General features: G+C 59.3%; 11 protein-coding genes. 7 read left to right on the forward strand and 4 right to left on the reverse strand.

Features of this window, described 5'->3' with window-relative positions:
* Positions 1–12 precede the first annotated feature (12 nt).
* The 3 genes from LDO14_RS05360 to LDO14_RS05370 are packed head-to-tail and all read right to left on the reverse strand — an operon-like array spanning position 13 to position 2,261.
* Positions 13–600: a hypothetical protein gene (locus tag LDO14_RS05360; protein ID WP_223994178.1), complete on the reverse strand. Its 588-nt coding sequence runs from the start codon at positions 598–600 to the stop codon at positions 13–15.
* Positions 569–1,456, reverse strand: a complete 888-nt coding sequence (locus LDO14_RS05365) for a hypothetical protein (RefSeq protein WP_223994180.1) — start codon at positions 1,454–1,456, stop codon at positions 569–571. Before LDO14_RS05365 ends, LDO14_RS05360 begins: the two co-directional genes overlap by 32 nt.
* A 55-nt stretch (positions 1,457–1,511) precedes the next feature.
* Entirely contained in the window at positions 1,512–2,261 is a 750-nt protein-coding gene (locus tag LDO14_RS05370) for an FCD domain-containing protein (RefSeq protein WP_223994182.1), read from the reverse strand.
* 96 nt (positions 2,262–2,357) lie between these two features.
* Between LDO14_RS05370 and LDO14_RS05375 the strand changes: the two genes are divergently transcribed.
* The 7 genes from LDO14_RS05375 (at position 2,358) to LDO14_RS05410 (ending at position 10,285) form a co-directional block, all read left to right on the forward strand.
* Entirely contained in the window at positions 2,358–3,236 is an 879-nt protein-coding gene (locus LDO14_RS05375) for a carbon-nitrogen hydrolase family protein (RefSeq protein WP_223994184.1), read from the forward strand.
* Between the two features lie 9 nt (positions 3,237–3,245).
* A complete protein-coding gene (locus LDO14_RS05380; RefSeq protein WP_223994186.1) occupies positions 3,246–4,595 on the forward strand; it encodes an APC family permease in 1,350 nt (449 codons plus the stop codon).
* A 48-nt stretch (positions 4,596–4,643) separates the two neighbouring features.
* On the forward strand, positions 4,644–5,423 hold the full coding sequence (locus LDO14_RS05385) for a carbon-nitrogen hydrolase family protein (protein ID WP_223994188.1): 780 nt from the start codon (positions 4,644–4,646) through the stop codon (positions 5,421–5,423).
* A gap of 131 nt (positions 5,424–5,554) precedes the next feature.
* Positions 5,555–6,202 carry a hypothetical protein gene (locus tag LDO14_RS05390; protein WP_223994190.1) on the forward strand — a complete coding sequence of 216 codons (648 nt, stop codon included), beginning with the start codon at positions 5,555–5,557 and terminating at the stop codon, positions 6,200–6,202.
* A 563-nt stretch (positions 6,203–6,765) separates the two neighbouring features.
* Positions 6,766–7,005, forward strand: a complete 240-nt coding sequence (locus LDO14_RS05400; RefSeq protein WP_223994193.1) for a hypothetical protein — start codon at positions 6,766–6,768, stop codon at positions 7,003–7,005.
* Positions 7,006–7,599: 594 nt separating this feature from the next.
* Positions 7,600–9,519 (forward strand): DUF262 domain-containing protein, encoded by a 1,920-nt coding sequence (locus LDO14_RS05405; protein WP_223994195.1) that lies wholly within the window; start codon positions 7,600–7,602, stop codon positions 9,517–9,519.
* 7 nt (positions 9,520–9,526) lie between these two features.
* Complete coding sequence (locus tag LDO14_RS05410) at positions 9,527–10,285, forward strand: ATP-binding protein (protein WP_223994197.1); 759 nt, start codon at positions 9,527–9,529, stop codon at positions 10,283–10,285.
* Positions 10,286–12,164: 1,879 nt separating this feature from the next.
* On the opposite strand, the gene LDO14_RS05425 is transcribed toward LDO14_RS05410, so the two are convergent.
* Positions 12,165–17,585, reverse strand: coding sequence for a DEAD/DEAH box helicase (locus LDO14_RS05425; protein WP_223994217.1), 5,421 nt, complete (start codon positions 17,583–17,585; stop codon positions 12,165–12,167).
* Positions 17,586–17,630: the final 45 nt, after the last annotated feature.

The following is a 17,630-nucleotide window of genomic DNA, read 5'->3' on the forward strand; positions in this document are numbered from 1 at the left end:
AGTGCACTGACCTCAGATGGAAAGTGCTCGAGCGATTCTCTCCCTATGTCTGGCATACGCAAGTACTCCATCGCCGTCGATGGCGTGCACCCGAATAACCGGTGGCAGGCCCATCGCCGAGGCGGCCAAGTCACGCAGAGAGTCATAGTAGGCGCGTTGCCTCGTTCTTGAACCCGGGTTGGGGAAGCCCTTGGCAAGCTTGGAGGCCCGATACTTGTCGGCTCGCCCGGCGTTGCGGCGGCATAGGTCAATGTATTCGGCGCGGTCGAATCCGATGGCTGCATCCGGAGGGTAGGCGTCTAATGCGATTAAACGCCAAGTTGAGAAGTGTTGAAATTCATCGACTTCAATAATCGTGCCGGTCGGCTCATGGATTAGGTCGCCTCGCAGCACTGTAGAACGCCCGGCGGCGTACGGGGCAGCATCTCCCTCAAGCGCCAGAAAGATATCTTCGAGGAATCTGAGCGCGCCGGCCGCCTCTTGCGGGAGGCCGAAGTGTCCCTGTTCGGTCATCCATGGAAACGAATAACTCTGAGTGAGTTCAATGCCATCGGCCGCGGCCGCCGCCTTAAAGGCCAGTTCGGTGTCTCCTCGTGCCATGCTCATCACCATAACTGGGCCATTTGGTTACGTTAGGCCTTTGCTGGGAATCAGTGTTGCCGGACGAATCGGTCGGGGCAATATCCGTCGTTTTCTTACCCTTTTCAAGTGTTTCTACCAGAGCGCCAAGGTTTGCATCCAGCTCCTTCAACCGCTGGTTTTCAGCGATTGTCGGCATCCGGAGGTCCTGAGCGAAGCGCTCTAGCCAAAGGGCCAGGTCCTCGGGTGCTTCTCTTCGAAGATCCTCGTGGTAACGCCTACTGAAGCTGGCAAATCCCGTGAACGTTGTCATGGGGTGGTCGCTGCTGAAATTCACCATGAGCTCAGCAACGGCGCGCTGTTCTTCTCGCCAGAAGATGAGGTCAAGTCCGGACGAGCTGTCTGATGCGAAGGTGCGCGCCAAACGCCCGACGAGGTCTGCAACCTCGGAGGTATCTGGGTCGGATTCGAACCGAAGCAAGTTCGTGCGGCTATACAGGAGTTCCTGGACTGCCCAGTATCTAGCAAACCGGTAGAGAGTCCCAAGAAGGGCCACATCACGGCGATGGTCGTCTTTGCTGATGATGTAGAAATAGAAGTTGTTTTTGCGGATATTGTAAATTCTGCTCTGGAGGTCCCTGGCGGCGAGCAATAACGGTTCGCGCAGGTTATCAAGTTCAGCTCTCGCACTGCGCTGCCACTCGTGATGCGCCTTTTCCGCGTCCAAGCGGTCCTTCAGGCGAAGAAGCTGTTCATTGTTTTCTGCTTGGCCCCGCTGCGTCCTCAGGCTAGCTGCAGCGGCGATTAGTGACGCCACAACGGTGGCGGCTAGTGCTAGAAAAGCCGTAACGACGGCGGCAAGTAGGCCAGGATCCATGCCCCATCGTAATCCTGGCCCAGCTGACTTTGTCGGGCTTGCCTAGGAAAGACATTTAGTCTCCGCCCTCCGCCAGCCCCATAAACATCGTCCGGTGCAGGATGTTCACGTGCTTACGGGACACCTCCACCGCTTCCTCCACGTTGCGCGCGCGGAGGGCCGCCACCAGCGCGATGTGGTCACGGTTCGACGTGTGCAGCTTCTCGATGGGGTAGGGGATGAAGTAGTCGTACAGCTCGGCCAGGGTCTCGTGGTAGACCTCGACGGCGGTGTCCAGGCACGATGCCGTCCCCACCAGTTGATGGAACTGCTCATCCATCCGGTGGTAGTAAGACCAGTCGCTCGCCCCTGCCATCTCCCGGGTCAGGCGTTCCAGCTCGTCCAGCTGCTCAGTGGTGGCGTTCACCGCCGCATAGTGGGTCACCGCGCATTCGAACAGCAGCCGCCGGTCCACCAGCCGGTTCACCTCCTGCGACTCCGCGGGCGATGCCGAAAGTGACGCCAAAACATCCGACGGCGGCGCGTCCGCCACGAACGTCCCTCCGGCCCGGCCGCGCCGGCGCACCACCACGCCCTGCTCCGCCAGGCTCGCCAACGCACGCCGGGCGGTGATCGGGCTGACGGAGAGGCCCAGGGCCACGTCCTCCTGGTCCGGCAGCCGCTCGCCGGGTTTCAGGAGCCCCAGGGAGATGGCCATGCCGATCCGCATCCGCACCGCATCCATGGCGCTGCGCCGCTCCATCCCGGTGATCCTGCCGGCGCCAAGGCGCGGGGGCACGGCGGTCTCCTCCAGCTGATCAGTCACAACCGCTACTTTACGGCCCACACCCGCCCCCTTCCCTTTATTGGATCATTCTGATCTAATATAACCCGGATCACACCCCAACGCGGAGAAAAACCCATGCAACGCATCCTTCCCCTCATCGCCGCGCAGGCCCGGCCGCGGCTCATCGGCGAGCCCGTCTCCGCCTTCGCCGACGAGGTCAAAACAGCACTCGAAGCCCAGCCGCACAGCAAGCTGGTCGTCTTCCCCGAGCTGCACCTCTTCAGCGACCAAAACCCGGACCTCCAAAGAACCGAATCCCTGCAGGCATCCGCCGAACCGCTGGACGGCCCACGGGTCACAGAACTGAAGCAGATCGCCCAGGACCTCAACATCTGGCTGGTCCCCGGCAGCGTCTGCGAACGCGGCCCGGAAGGGCAGCTGTTCAACACCCAGCTGGTCCTGTCCCCGGAAGGGGAGCTCGCCGGGTACTACCGGAAGATTTTTCCCTGGCGCCCGTTCGAGCCCTACGATCCCGGCGACCGGTTCACCACCGTGGACCTGCCCGGCATCGGCAGGGTGGGGCTGAACATCTGCTACGACGCCTGGTACCCGGAAGTGTCCCGCCAGCTCGCTTGGATGGGCGCCGACGTGATCCTCAACGTCGTCAAAACCACCACCCCGGACCGCAAGCAGGAACTCATCCTCGCCAAGGCCAACGCCATCGTCAACCAGGTCTTCATGGTCAGCGTCAACTGCGCCGGCCCCACCGGCCAGGGCAGGAGCATCATCGTGGATCCCGAGGGCAACACCCTCACAGAAGCAACGGACGAGAAACCGCAGCTGCTCACCGCTGAACTGGACCTGGCCGCCGTCGACCGCGTCCGCACGCACGGTACGGAAAACCTGAACCGCCCCTGGTCGCAGTTCCGCGAGGGGGAGCCCGCCGTCGAACTTCCCGTCTACCAAGGCCGCATCAATCCGGCCACCTGGACACCGCCGTCCTACAAGCCCTAAGGAAACACCGTGACAACAACCCTCGCCCGTACGCTGAAGCTGCCCTCGCTGGTCCTGTTCGGGCTGGCGTACCTGACCCCGATCATCGTCCTGGGGATCTTCGGGATCATTGCCGAAACCACTGGCGGCGCCGCGCCCGCCGCATACCTGGTGGCTCTCGTGGCCATGCTGTTCACCGCGCACAGCTACGGCCGGATGGCCGTCGCCCACCCCGTGGCCGGCTCCGCCTACACCTACGTCCGCCGCTCCATCGACCCCCGCGTCGGGTTCCTGGTGGGCTGGGCCGTGCTCCTCGACTACCTCTTCCTGCCCATGGTCATCTGGCTCATCGGCGGCTCCTACCTGACCGCCCAGTTCCCCGGCATCCCCATCGGCGTCTGGGTGGTGGGCTTCATCGTGATCACCACACTGCTGAACATCCTGGGCATCAAGGTGGCAGACAAGGCCAACTACGTGCTGATGGCGTTCCAGCTGCTGGTCATCGTGTTCTTCGTGGCGCTGGCCATCGGCAACGTGGTGTCGGCCAACGGCACCGGGGGACTGGCCAGCGGGCAGCCGTTCTTCAACGACACCGCCAGCTTCACCACCATCTCCGCCGGCGCCGCCATCGCCGCGTACTCGTTCTTGGGGTTCGACGCCGTCACCACCCTCACCGAGGAAACCATCAACCCGCGCCGCACCGTGCCGCGCGCCATCATGCTCGTGGCGCTCATCGGCGGCGGCATCTTCGTGGCCGTGTCCTACGTGACCCAGCTGGTCCACCCGGGCGGTGTGTTCGAGGACTCGGCGTCCGCGGCCAGCTCCATCGCCCTGCGGATTGGAGGGCAGCTGTTCGGTGCCGTGTTCCTGGCCGGCCTGGTGGTGGCGCAGTTCGCCTCCGGCCTCGCCGCGCAGGCCAGCGCCTCGCGCCTGCTGTACGCGATGGGCCGCGACTCGGTCCTGCCCAAGGCCGTCTTCGGCAAGCTCAGCGAGGAGTTCCACACCCCGGTGGCGAACCTGGTAATCACCGGCGTCGTGGGCCTGATCGCGATCTTCCTGGACGTGGCCACATCGACGTCATTCATCAACTTTGGTGCCTTCACCGCCTTCACGCTGGTGAACGCGTCGGTGGTGTTCCACTATGTGCGCCAGCGCCGGGCCGGGCATCAGCTGAACCCGGTGTCCTACGTGGTGGTCCCGGTGATCGGCGCGATCATCTGCGCCTACCTGCTCTCCCAGCTGGACAGCAACGCCATTACGCTGGGACTGTCCTGGTTGGTGCTGGGCGTGCTGGTCCTGGCCCTGATCACCAGCGGGTTCAAGGCATCGCCGCCGGAGATGACGGCGACGGAGAAAGCGACGGTTGAGGCGGCCGCCTGAGTTTTGGTTGGTTTGGGTCCTGCTGTTGGGCCGAGGGAAGGAACACTCGTGAAGATAGCGCTGGGGCAGGTGGAGTCGGGCGCCGACATCCGGGCCAACCTCGCCGCGATCGACCGGTTCGCCGCTCAGGCCGCGCGCAACGGTGCCGCGCTGGTCGCCTTCCCGGAGTACGCCACCTATGAGAAGAAGAAAGTGGACGCGACGTTCCCGGAGGTGGCCGAGCCGCTGGACGGGCCCGTCTGCGGGGAGCTTGCCGGCATTGCCCGCCGCCACCGCATCGCGCTGGTGGCGGGCGTGGTTGAAACCTCGGAGGAGCCGGGCCGGGCGTACAACACGCTGGTGGCTTTCGGGCCCGACGGCGGCCAGCTGGCTTGCTACCGGAAGATCCACCTTTTTGACGCGCAGGGGTTCGGGGAGTCCGAGTTCATCAAGCCGGGTGAGTCCCTGGAGCCGGTGGTGTTCGAGCACGGGGGAGTGCGGTTCGGGCTGATGACCTGCTACGACCTGCGGTTCCCGGAGCTGGCCAGGTCACTGGCCGACGCCGGCGCGCAGGTTTTGCTGGTCTGCTCGTCGTGGGTGCCGGGCGAGCACAAGACTGAGCAGTGGCTGGCTTTGAACGCGGCCCGGGCGATCGAGAACAGCGTGTATGTGGCGGGGGTGTGCCAGGCGCCGCCGGTGTCGGTGGGGCGGAGCGTGTTGCTGGACCCGATGGGAGTTGTTGAAGCGGACCTTGGGTTAGCTGCTGGGGTGCGGACTGTTAAGGTTTCGCTGGAGACTGTGGAGCGGGTCCGGGAGTCGTTCCCGATGTTCCGGCAGCGGCGGCTGTAACCCCTCAGCCGTTATGGATAATCCCTTCCCTCAGCGCGGCTTGAGTCCAAGAATGCAAGGCCCGTCATCGAAAACCATTGACATCAGAGCCAGGCGGGACCAGCATGGCCACAGGGGACAAAGTGGAGTTCATGACACTCCTGAAACTGGCCCAAAGGGATTCCGATATGACACCCATAAGCGAGCAACCCACCAGTAGAAGTGAAGTGGAAGCCGCTCAGCTAACGGCACGCCTAAGCAATTTGGCCTTCATATTGCTGGACATGCCACCCAACGTCACCGAGGGGATAGACCGCACCACCGCTGTCCGCAATATTCTCCGTGCCTTCGCGCAGGAAGGGATCGCACGAGAGGCGTCAGCAGCTACAGAGCACGCAAACCCCAGTGAGCTCGCGCTTGCGATCACCAAAGCCTGGGAAGCCGTAGAACACTCACCCCTACCCGACCGGGAATGGCCCAAGATGACTCGTCTACTCGGCGATGACTTGCTGGAGATCCTTGTCGGTACCTCGAGCTCCTCCCTATACCGTTACCGCTCAGGAGACCGGCACACACCAGACCACATCGCGGAACGCCTCCACGCGGTCACCCTCATCGCCGCAGATCTTGCAGGGAGCTACAACGGCTTTGGCATCCGCAGATGGTTTACCCGGCCGCGAGCGCAACTCGACGGCAGCTCACCGGCAGACGTGTTGAAAGGCGACTGGGACCCGGATGACGAAAGTGTCGAACGAGTGAAGCAACTCGCGGCAGCCCTCACAGGACCCATGGCCACATGATCGCGTATAGACACGGCGACCGCCACTATCCCTTCTTTTGGGAAAGCTCCAACCAGCCCTCGGCCCGCTGGAACGCTAAGGGACGAGGGCCGGTCCAATACCTAGCCGACACGCCCGCAGGCGCATGGGCCGAGTTCCTTCGTCATGAAGGAATCACTGATGAAGAGGACCTGCAGGGCGTAGAGCGAGCAATCTGGGCGATCAATATAGACGACGAAACCTTTGGAACACCAAACCTCCCTGAACATCTACTTCTGGGGGACATGCACTGCTATCCAGAGTGCCAAGCAGAGGCTGAACGCCTTCGCGAAGCAGGCGCAACTGCGTTGCAGGCCCCTTCCGCAGCGCTCGCGCCTGGGGCCGCCAACGGATGCCAAGTGAACAACGGACTTCATGACGGCCCACCAGCTGACGGCAAAGTCTACGTCCTGTTCGGCGCCCGTCCCGTGGCGGTCGGGTGGCTCATCGTGGATAGGGGAAGACCTCCTACTACACTGATGCCGTTCGTCCGGCACTTATAGGCACGGGTTCGCCGCTCCAGCATCTAACTCCATCTAGGATTTGTGGTTCTTTCACGCCCAGCCGGGCAGCGCCTGAACCCGGTGTCCTACGTGGTGGTCCCGGTGATCGGCGCCCTCGTCTGCGCCTACCTGCTCTCCTGGCTGGACAGCAACGCCATTACGCTGGGGGTGTCCTGGCTGGTGCTGGGCGTGCTGGTTTTGGCACTGATCACGCGGGGGTTCAAGGCCTCCCCGCCGGAGATGACGGCCACGGAGAAGGCAACGGTCGAGGCCGCGGTCTGACCCTGACGGTTTGTAGTGTGGCCGCCGGGCCGAGGGAGGGAATGGTTGTGAGGATCGCGCTGGGGCAGTTAGCGTCGGGCGCCGACGTCCGGGCGAACCTCGCCGCGATCGACAGGTTCGCCGCCAAGTCCGCGGACGACGGCGCAGGGCTGGTCGCCTTCCCGGAGTACGCCACTACGAGAAGAAGAAAGTGGACGCGACGTTCCCCGAGGAGCCGCGGGACGGCCCCGTGTGCCAGGAGCTCGCCGCCATCGCCCGCCGCCGTCAGATGGCGCTGGTGGCGGGCGTTCATGCCTGTCACCCTCGCATGGTCGTATGTTGGTTCCGAATTTTTGGAGAAAAGCAGAGTTTGTCGAGCCCTTTGGGCACCGTGGCTGGGCGAGTGAATAAAGGCGTCCCGAGCATTTTCATCCGTTCATCCGCAGTCCATACACGCTATGCGGTAAGCGCCTTATAACTTTCAGAGCGATATTTGCAGTTGCAGGAACAATTCACACGGATGTACCCCAAGGAAGCATAGGGGGACACGAAGACTGGACGCCTCCTTGCGGGACCAGACCGTATAGAGTTCGTCTAGCTTAGATAGGAGCAATCGTGGGAAAACTCACTGTAGAATCGATTGGTATTTCAGAATTACTCGATCGACTTCGGTCTAATGCCTGGTTGGTGCCCGCTTTCCAGCGCGATTTCGTCTGGTCAGAAGCCGATGTCACCAGTCTGGCCCTCTCAGTTATAGAGGCCCGACCAATTGGAATGGCTACCCTGTGGGAACAGCCAGACGATAGCGACCTCACACTCGTACCGGCCTCGATTCCGGATACGCAGAACGGCCAATCAGTTGATGCCTCCCTGTCGTCGCCTGAGGATCGGCCCAAGAATTTTTACGCAGTCCTAGACGGACGTCAACGCGCTACCGCACTTGCCATGGTCTTCGGAGGTTTGCGAGCAACAGATGCGAGGCGGCGGTTTTCGGGACGATACTTCCTCGACGTTTCCCACGACGACCCGAGTGGTCGCGTTCGTTATGTGCGTGAGGCGCAAGTCAAAGCTAGCAAGTACGACCAACTAGCAGTCTGCATCGGTGACGGCCTATTTCCACTCTCGCCGGAAGCTGACAAGGACTTGATGGGTCAGTGGTACACCTATATTCAAGCAATCAACGATCCGTCCAATTATCCGGATCAAGCACTACCTGAAGCGGAGGAGCTTGCGCGGCGGAACGAAATACTTAAGCAAGCTTTCAAGGGAATCACCGAGACTGTGTTGGCGGTTTACATCGTGCCAGCTGAGTACACACTTGGCGAGATATGTGAAATATTCGAAACCTTGAACACCACAGGGACAAAGGTATCCACCGTGGACTTGCTCCACAGTTGGCTATATAACGACACAAGTTCTGAGCCTGAGCCGATTCTTCTCCGTGACTGGATTGACAACCTGGGAGAACTTGAAGGCGCTGTCGGCTGGGCCTCGAAGTCGAATCGACCCGAAATTATTGCCCAGGCTGTGACGGCTTGCTATGTCGCATTGGACTCAGAGAAGCCGGCACCCCGCGCGGTCGGAGGGAAGTTAAAGCCGACCGCAGTTACGTCCATCAAGGCAGGAGACCTTCTCGCGACGCCTGCTGCCTTCTGGAAGCAAGCCATCGAGAACGAGCGGGATCTCGCAAATTATGTCGGCGACTTCCAGACGTGCGTGGCGGGCGGCAACTTCCCGCTGTCTGATTCCCCCTACCCGGTTACGATGGCAATGTACTCCGCGCTTCGTTGGTATATGGCACACGACAGTCGATATGCGAACCAATGGAATGTGGAAGAACTGAATGGGCTCTTCCGAGCATTCTTCTGGAGAAACTCTCTTGCCACCCGATACGACCAAGGGTTCCTCAGCCAGAGCAGCACGGATATGCGGGTTTTAAAGGAAATCCTGTTTCGCCGAGCTAAAGCAGGAAATGCGAATTCTTGGGCCGCTGAGGCTAACGACCAATTGCAGTCGTCGCTCGAGTTGCCGGTTCCAGATGCCGCGTCACTAAAACACCAGCTCTTACAGGCCAAGCCTGCCGGTGCCCTCGGACGTGCACTCACTCTTGTTGTCCGGACGCAACCAACCCAAGACCTCGTTAACCCAAACGTCTCAATCGCATATCCAAGCTCTAAGCCCGTGGACCTGCACCATCTCTATCCTTTGAACTGGTGTGCAAACAATAAGCACGGAAAGCTCGGCGAGATTCTGGACCCTAACAAGGCTGAGTTCGATTACGCCAAATCCGTAGCCAACCTCACGCCTCTTACACGCGAAAGTAACAACACTTGGCGGGCCAAGACGCCTGGCCTTGCGCTCACGGAAAAGGGGGTTACCTTTAACTCTTCAAAGTCGCGATTGGAAAGTCATTTTATTTCAGCCGAAGCATTCGCCGCTCTTACGGCCGATGAGCCGGATCCCCTGAGCTTCTGGGAATCGAGGGCAGCCGAGATTGAGAAGGACTTGCGCTCTAGGTGCAACGTCCAACTCTGAGTGACTCATGAACAACGACATCTCCTCCGCCATGGCACCACTCATGGCGAAAGCGTTCACCACTGGTGTTGAAACCACCATTGCTCAAATCGCGGACTTACTTGGACTTCCTGAAGGGGATCCCCTTGCAGCCGTACAGGCGGTCGTACAAACAATTGAAGCCTGGGGACTGGAGCTCAACCCCAATCAGTCTCGGGGCACTTTTGAGTCCGCGCGGGTCCTCCGAATCCCAGAGATCAACAGTTCAAGTGCGGGGATTGCCAACTTGATAGCACTCGGTGAGGGTCCAGGCATCGAATTCAAAAGTTCACTCTTATGCTCAATTCGTGATTGGCGACGGGATGGCAGCCTCACTGAACTTCCTGCTTTACCCGGGGAAGTCCTCAAAACCCTGTGCGCTTTCATGAACAGTGACGGGGGTGAGCTACTGATTGGAATAGACGATGATGGAGAACTATGTCACGGTATTGAGCGCGACCTGGATCTCAAGGCTTGGGACTTCGACAAGTGGCAGCTGCACCTCGTCTCACTCATCGAGGGGCGCTTCCTCGACGGCGCACTGGTGATGCCCTACATTCGGATTCAGCCCCACTGGCTAGACAACTCACCAATTGCACATGTGACCGTGTTGCAGCGTACTGCCCGCTCTTTCGTGCGACGGGAAAAAACGCGACCCTACGAATTTTTTGTCCGGAACGGTTCGCGATCCGACTCGCTCGATCTCCCGTCGTTCTATGCCCACCTACAGTCGCGCAGCGGCCTCTAGCTGTACTAATCGAGTTAATGCAGACGCGGCTGGCGGGTTATCCGCCTTTCGCGAGCCGCTTATAGATTTGCTCAGGAGTTTGCTCTTCCTGGGGTTCCCTTATCTTCGCGGGTTGGCTCCTTCCAGCAATTGCCAGCGCAGCCTTCCGCTATTTGCGCAAGCTGAACTAGAGTGATGCCGATCTTCGAGTAGCCAGTTCCCTCCGCGGTATTTGGAGAGGTGTCCGAGTTGCTGTCGTTGACGGTCGAAAAGTGAGCCATTGTGACGACGGCGGAGTTCAGCGGTCGTTGCAACAATTTATGGTTCGGTGGGTGGGGAGGCCAGTCTAATGAGGTGCTCCATGGGGGTCTGCCATCCGAGGATTTGGCGTGGTCGCTGGTTGAGTTCGGCGGCGACAACACTGAGGTGTTCGCGGCTATGGACGCTGAGGTCTGTCCCTTTTGGAAAGTATTGGCGGAGCAAGCCATTGGTGTTCTGGTTCGATCCGCGTTGCCACGGGCTTGCGGGGGTCGCAGAAGTACACCGGGATGAGTGTTTGCCGCGTGAAGTCCTGGTGGCAAGCCATTTCAGTGCCCTGATCCCATGTCAGGGATCCGCGTAGATGAGCTGGGAGCGGTCGCATGGCTTCTGCCAATGGATCCCGCAGGTTCTCAGCTCCGCGATTACCTGCCAGGTGCACGAGGATGATGAAGCGGGTGGTCCGTTCGACCAGTGTGGCGATGGCGGACCGGCCGCCTCTTCCAATGATTAAGTCGCCCTCCCAATGCCCTGGTACTAATCTGCCGGTCACCTCTGCAGGCCTGTCTCGGATCATCACCATGTCGGGAAGCGCTTGGTCCGGTGCTCCTTCCGACGACGGGACCGCCGGCCCATCCGTCCGCTGCGCAGGGAGACTGCGGGATCTACGGCCAATTCCAAACATCCACGCCCATACAGGGCCTGGTAGACGGTCTCCGGAACCACGTGCATTTCCGGTCTTCCGGGGAACTCCCTGCGCAGGCGGTTGCTGATCTGGCGGGGACTCCAACGTTGCTTCAGGTGTTTGCGCACGAATTCCCGCAGCTCCGGGTGGGCGGCGATCTTCCCGGTCCGTTGGCGGCTCCGTCGACGTTCGGCAGAGCGCTGGGCCGTCCGCGGGCGGTAGTTGCCAGACGGTTGGCGGATATTCCGGCGGATCTCTCGGATCACGGTCGACGGACGCCGGCCCAGTTCCGCAGCGATAGCGCGGATGCTTCGCCCGGCATGCAGGAGGTCCGCGATCGTGATTCGTTCCGCCTCGGAGAGAAATCGGGCCGAGATCACGACCGGCCTTTGATGCGAGATCGCTGCGACCCGCTTGATGTCTCCGGACTTCAGAACAACGGAGTGGCCGTGGTGCCACCGAGTGCCTGAACTCCGGCTGATTCCCACACTTCGGCAAGCCTCAGAGTTGCCCATTCCCTGTTTCATCAGCTGATCATAATGAGCCCGTGCGGCGTTCTTCGGAGGGGCGACCCGCGACCTTCTTGGTCTTTTCATCTCTGCCAACTGCAACTCCTAAAAGCTCAGGTGTTGCAACGACCACTAGACGCCAAGCCCGCGAAATGGCTCACTTTTCGACCATCGCTGACAGTTGCAAGGGGCTGGTGCCAACTAATAAGCGAACTCTGAACTGCTTCAGGCGGGAGGCTGCATGACTCTGCCCCGTAGTGCTCGAGCATCCCTGTCCGTTGAAGCTCTGTATTCACCTCTGCTGTGCACTCTCGGCAAAGTCACAAGGGCTCCTGAACGAGCATTAGAATTCTCGTTCAGGAGCCCCAGTGAATCACATGAAGAACGGATAAAGCTTGGACATCAACATTCTTGATTTCACCATGGCCTGGGCAGTAGCAGGCTTAGTTCAGCCATTGGTTCTAAGGCTTCGGAATAGGTTGATGACATGGCTAGGGTTGCGGTCAAGCATGAACGTATCGACATAGACCACCCCATCCAGGCCAGCGTGTTCTGCATGGACTTGTGCTGTTGCCTTGGCCAGTCTGTCTGACAATAGGGCAGTCTCTCCTGATTCGAGGGGGTGCCGCAGGATCACCGCGATGCGTCCCTCGGCTGGCTTGTCCCACAAGGCGCAGGCGGCAGAATCGTTCTCGAGAGTGGAGACGATGTAGACCGCCGCCCAGTTATTGATTGCTTGCCGTTGCTTGTCCAGCTCAACGGTCAGACGCTTGCCGTCTAGAACTGCTTTCAGGTCTCTGGCCAGGCGCCAGTCAAGGAGTGCGTGGTATGCCATATTCGAATAATCGCGCAGACAGCGGTAGCAGGAAGACGAGCACTCCAGTGAGTGCTCACCCCCCAACTCGTCCAAGTATGTGTCAATCTCAGTGAGATATTCTTGGAGGATTTCGGGGCTTCCCAAGTGGCTGCTGAAACCCGCGCCGTTCTCCAAGGTGTCAGCAAGGAAAGCAAACGTGGTGGGCTCACCGTCCTTCAGCGCGGTATAGATTCCCGCATTGAATTCCTGGGATTGTATGTCTAGCTTTTTGGCAGCCACTGTCCTCATCAGGAAGCTCAGTGAGTACCAAGCGGCTCGGCGGCCTTGAATAGAGTCGTACGCGCCGTGTTGTTGAGGCATTCCGCTGCTCAGATCAAGCCGCAGGCCTTGGGACTTGATTACTGCTGACTGCGGTCCATAGAAAAGGAAGTCTGTCGGTTGAATTGTTCCCAGCGCAGCAGCGATGGAGGGTTTGGACTGGTCGGCGTGCACCGCGCTGGTCCCGTCAGGAGCTACGGCTAAGTAGCCGCCCCAGTAATCGCTGGGGAGGGCTTGCTTGAACTGGAAAGACTTGCCGGAGTTGTCATTGATTACGTACCTCTTCCCGCGGCCGGAATATGTGACTGAACCGGGGAGAGAAACGGGGAGCAGCTTCTGGAGGTCGGCCACGGCCCGGGTCGAGGTTGACTTGGGTGACCAGGAGAAATTGCCATCAAAGTCCCGGGGGGTACCTGCGCGATATCCTTTGGGCTCCCGAAGATCGATGGTGCTGAAGATTCCGGGGTCAGCTCCACACTGCGGGCAAAAGCTTCCTGCGTATTCCGAGCCTGTTGGTTTTTCTTCGACGTATGCGCACTGCCTGCATACATCGATTAGTCGTTGGTCTCCCAATGTATTGTCTTCCGCCGCGACTGTACGACCAGCCGGGTAGAAAGAGGCTGCTCCGATGACAGGATAAATTTTCCCGTCGCGTACAAGCTCGCTGCCCGGGGCGAACTGGTTAACTGCCATCGCTGCGTCGCGGTCGATTACATTGTCGGGCGGCCAGGGGAAAGCGGAACTTGGCTTCTTGAGGTAAAGGTCCCGAACCTTTGAAGGGAAACCGAACATCGGCAGGAGGCCAATTTCGGCCAACCGCTGACTAAGGTCGGAATGGCCGGGGACGTCACTGAAGGCAACCACGGAAATATCCTCAACCAGGGACGTGATACTGACACGTGCAACGTCCAAGTCATCTTGGCTAAGGTTTGTGTACGTTGCCAAGCCAGCTACCGCCTCCTCAACTGTTGACCAGTTGTCGTCGAGCCATCGACTTAGCAGTGGTTTGACCTTCGGCCAGTCCGACACCAACCCGAATTGGCCATGGGTGTTGTTGCCTAATCCTGAAAACTCGTCGTCCACGGAAAGGGCATCGGTAAGGTCGATGAACGCACGCCGAAGGGTTTCACTTCTCAAAGCGCGCGTATAAATTTCTGGACGGTTGAGGGCTAGGTAAGGCTTCGGTGTTGGTTCGTTGGTGATGAGTTCGGGCCGTCCAAAGTAATATTCATCGTGGCTGCGGCCCCTGCAGACCGTGAGTGACACAGCCATGGGCGTCAGGCGTCGGCCGGCACGCCCGACGCGTTGCTGATAGTTGAAGCGGGTAGGTGGCATGTTGGCCAGGATGACGGAGTCGAGGGCGCCAATGTCTACCCCAGCTTCCATCGTTGTGGTGACGGAGAGCAGCTCAATCCCATCGGATTTCTTGTTCTCCGTCTGGTTGAGGAAAATATTTTGAAACCGGGCTTGTCGGGATTGGGCGGCGAGCCGATCGGTTTGGCCGGTAAGTTCAGCCGCGTTGAGTCGGAACTGGCCTTGGTCATTGATGGCCTTATGACCGTAGTAATCAAGATCTGTCCCATGAGCAGTTGCCTCTGGGAGGTCCTTACCGCAGTACGTGCACAGCCCGCACCCGTATATCAGGTGCCGACGTCGGCAGGTCTGACATGTCCACTCATTGCTGGAGGGCGGGTAGATGGTCGCCATGTCGGCGTGGATGAGGAATTTAGATACTGCGTCACCCCACACCTTTTGGACGGACGTGTCAACGTCATCAATGTCCATGTCGAACTTCACCGCGACTGCCTGCCAGAAGGTCTTCAATTTCCTCGGTGGCGTGTTGGATTCGTTTCTCATACCGGCGAATCTGCGCATTCCTGCAAGAATGCGCAGGCTGGACTGGGCGATGGCAGCCGGAGAGGATGGGACAGTCTGGGCGCTGATGACAGATCCTACGAGCCCAACCCAACCTAAACCTAGAGACTCATAGTCGCGCCCTACCCCGGAAAATAACCCGTCGATGATCTCCTTCTGCAGATTTTTGTCTACCGCATCCTCGAGCTTCTTCTGGGCAGTGGATAGGTCTGTTTTGCGTGCAGGTGAAGGATCCCAGCGGTAGATATGCGACCAGGAAGAGGGGGACTTCTCGTCAGTTTGCTGGAGGGAAGCGGATGGACCGCCGGGATTTATACCCATCTCCAGCAAACGCTGACTAACACGGTCGGTGAGTACGGGAAGTGAAGGAGACTGAGCAAGCTGGCGGATGGCTTCCTCTTCCGGCACATCACTCTCGAGGTCCCATACGTCCTGCAGGAGAGTGAATGCATTCAGATCCTTGGCGCGCAGGCGTTTGATCGCGTCCTTGGACTCTGCGGTCTTTTTTCCGTGGACGACATGTTCCTTGGCTAAGGGGATATCGGTTGCAACCTGATCTGCTGCCGCAAGTTCTGTACGGACGAGCAACCGCAACAGATCCTGATAGTGCCGGAGGCTGATTCCGGACGATAACTTGGCGGCGTCCTGCCGGCTGTCCGTGAAGACGATAGTTTTCCGGTTCGCGGGCTCGAGGTCTTGCAGCAGCTCTGTGATTAACACCTGATTTATTTTCTCGAAACCCGTGCGCATGGCCCGAATGGGTGATCTTTGACGTTTTTTGTCTGCTGCTGCTACGGGTCCGTCAGCGGTGTGGGTTATTTCCCAATCATCGGCGCAATTAGGGCACCGCGTTGGGAACGGCGACAACTGCTCGGGGTTACGTTTGAACGCACCCGAGTTCTGCCCGCGCTTGCTCGCTGGTGTGGCCACCTGGAAGGTCCAGCCCGTGTGGTCATTACTTCCGGTCGGACGGAGCTCGCCCGTCTCGGGTCTGAGGATTGAGCGTCGGAATGCGTACTCTACTTTTTTGCTGTCGGCGGTCCATTCCCGATTCTCCAGATCCGGGTTCTGCTTCTGCGGCCAGTAAAGAAGGTAGTTATTGGCTGTCCGCTCGAGACCTACCTGGTCGGGCAGACGTTCTATGTCAGACAGGTCTGCCAGCAGGGTCACTGACTTTCCCGGAGGCTGGGTCGAACCGGTGGGTACGTACCCTCCCAGGAAGACGTCTCCGCAATTTTGGCAGTACAGGAATTCCAGTACTCTGGAGCCGCATAGGCACCGGCTGACAGGTTCAGAGTACAGGCGTCCTACAGGACGCGTCTGACTGTCGCCTTCCTGAACTTCAGGGCAGGCTGGATCCGTACAGGCCCACATACCTGGTACGTTGCGGAAAAAAAGATGGCTACGCAGGAGAGGCCATTTGACCTCGCCTGTTTTTTCCGGAAACGCTGAAGCGGCTTTCAGGAGCTTCTGTACTGCCTGACGGCGTGATTTTTCAGGCAGTGAGGGGAATAGGTGGTGTTCCATCTGCTTTAGAGACTTCGCCTGCGGCTTCGATTGGGGCTCCCCGTTTTCGCCCAGGAAAAAGACGTTACTCAGGGCACTGGCTGCCGTGAGCTTATCGGTGTCTCCGGGGGTACTCTCCGGGCGCGCGAATCCCGTTTCGGAAAGATCAAGGGCTGGATCCTGTGGGCGGATGAGCTGTCCGGAAAGGAAATCGAATGATTCGCGCGGCACACCGAAGAATTCCTCGACGAAGGCCTCGTCCCGGTTGGGTTCCAAGGAAGCGGAAGCTGCGATGACCTGGAACTGGCTGGAGTTCTCAGCTAGTCCGAGCCTCATCTTCAGGTTTCGGATGAGCAGCGCGACTTCTGTGCCGGCGGTACCTCTGTAGGAGTGCAGCTCGTCGACGACGAATGTGAATCGATGGTTGGAGTTGGCTTGAAGCCATTCGCGGGTTGAGTCGAAGTACCGGCCGTCACGCTCGCGCAGGAGCAGGACGTTAAGCATCGAATAGTTGGTGATGAGGATGTCGGGGGCAGCATGGGCCATGTCCCACCGGGAGACCATTTCGGCTCCACCGAGATGAGGCATGAAGTACTTAGACTCATCATCGAGCTGCTGCATCTGAGTGCTGCGGTGATCGATATCTTGAAGATAGGAGCGTAGATTCTCTACGGCAACTTTGTTGTCGAGCGTTCCTGTGACGGGCGTTGCTCCCGTGTACCGACCGAAGTAGAAGCGGTGCCCGCGCCTGTTTTTGTCTAACCAGATCCGGGCAGCGTCACTGTCCAGTGCCTTCCTCAGCCGAATGAGCTGGTCATCAACCAGCGCGTTCATCGGATACAAGATGATGGAGCGGACGGCTTTGGTGCGTCCGGTCTCTGTCTCCCGATGTGGAACGAACGGACCATTGGAGCGTCTCCACCACGGCGCGAAAGATGACCCGCTACCAGTCCAGGAGCTTGATTCGGCCAGAAGGTTGGAGAGTAGGGGCAAGAGGAAGGCTTCGGTTTTGCCTGCACCGGTCCCTGCTGTCACCACGACATTGCGTTTATTCTTTATGACCGATATCAGGGCTGATTCTTGGTGTGTGTACAGGTTCCGATCGGCAGGGATGAGGCCGGTTCGTGCGAACTCGACCAAGTCCTTCGATGCGTTGGCCTGTCGTGCTGAGTCCTCGAAAGACTGGGGTGCTGCTTTGTATTCGGGGCGCAGTTCGATGAAGGGTTCCCTGTAGACGCCGTTGTCCTTATCGAGGATCCGACGTCGTTCTGCTTCGAGGCTTTCATCAGCGAGCCCGAACGGCGTGTCGTAATAACGAAAGTAGGACTCCCGCAAGTGGTTGAACGTTTCCACTATGTCTAAAGGCATGATGTCGTCTTTCTGTAGAACGTGCGGGAG

It is taken from the genome of Arthrobacter sp. NicSoilB11 (assembly GCF_019977375.1).
Classification (GTDB): domain Bacteria; phylum Actinomycetota; class Actinomycetes; order Actinomycetales; family Micrococcaceae; genus Arthrobacter.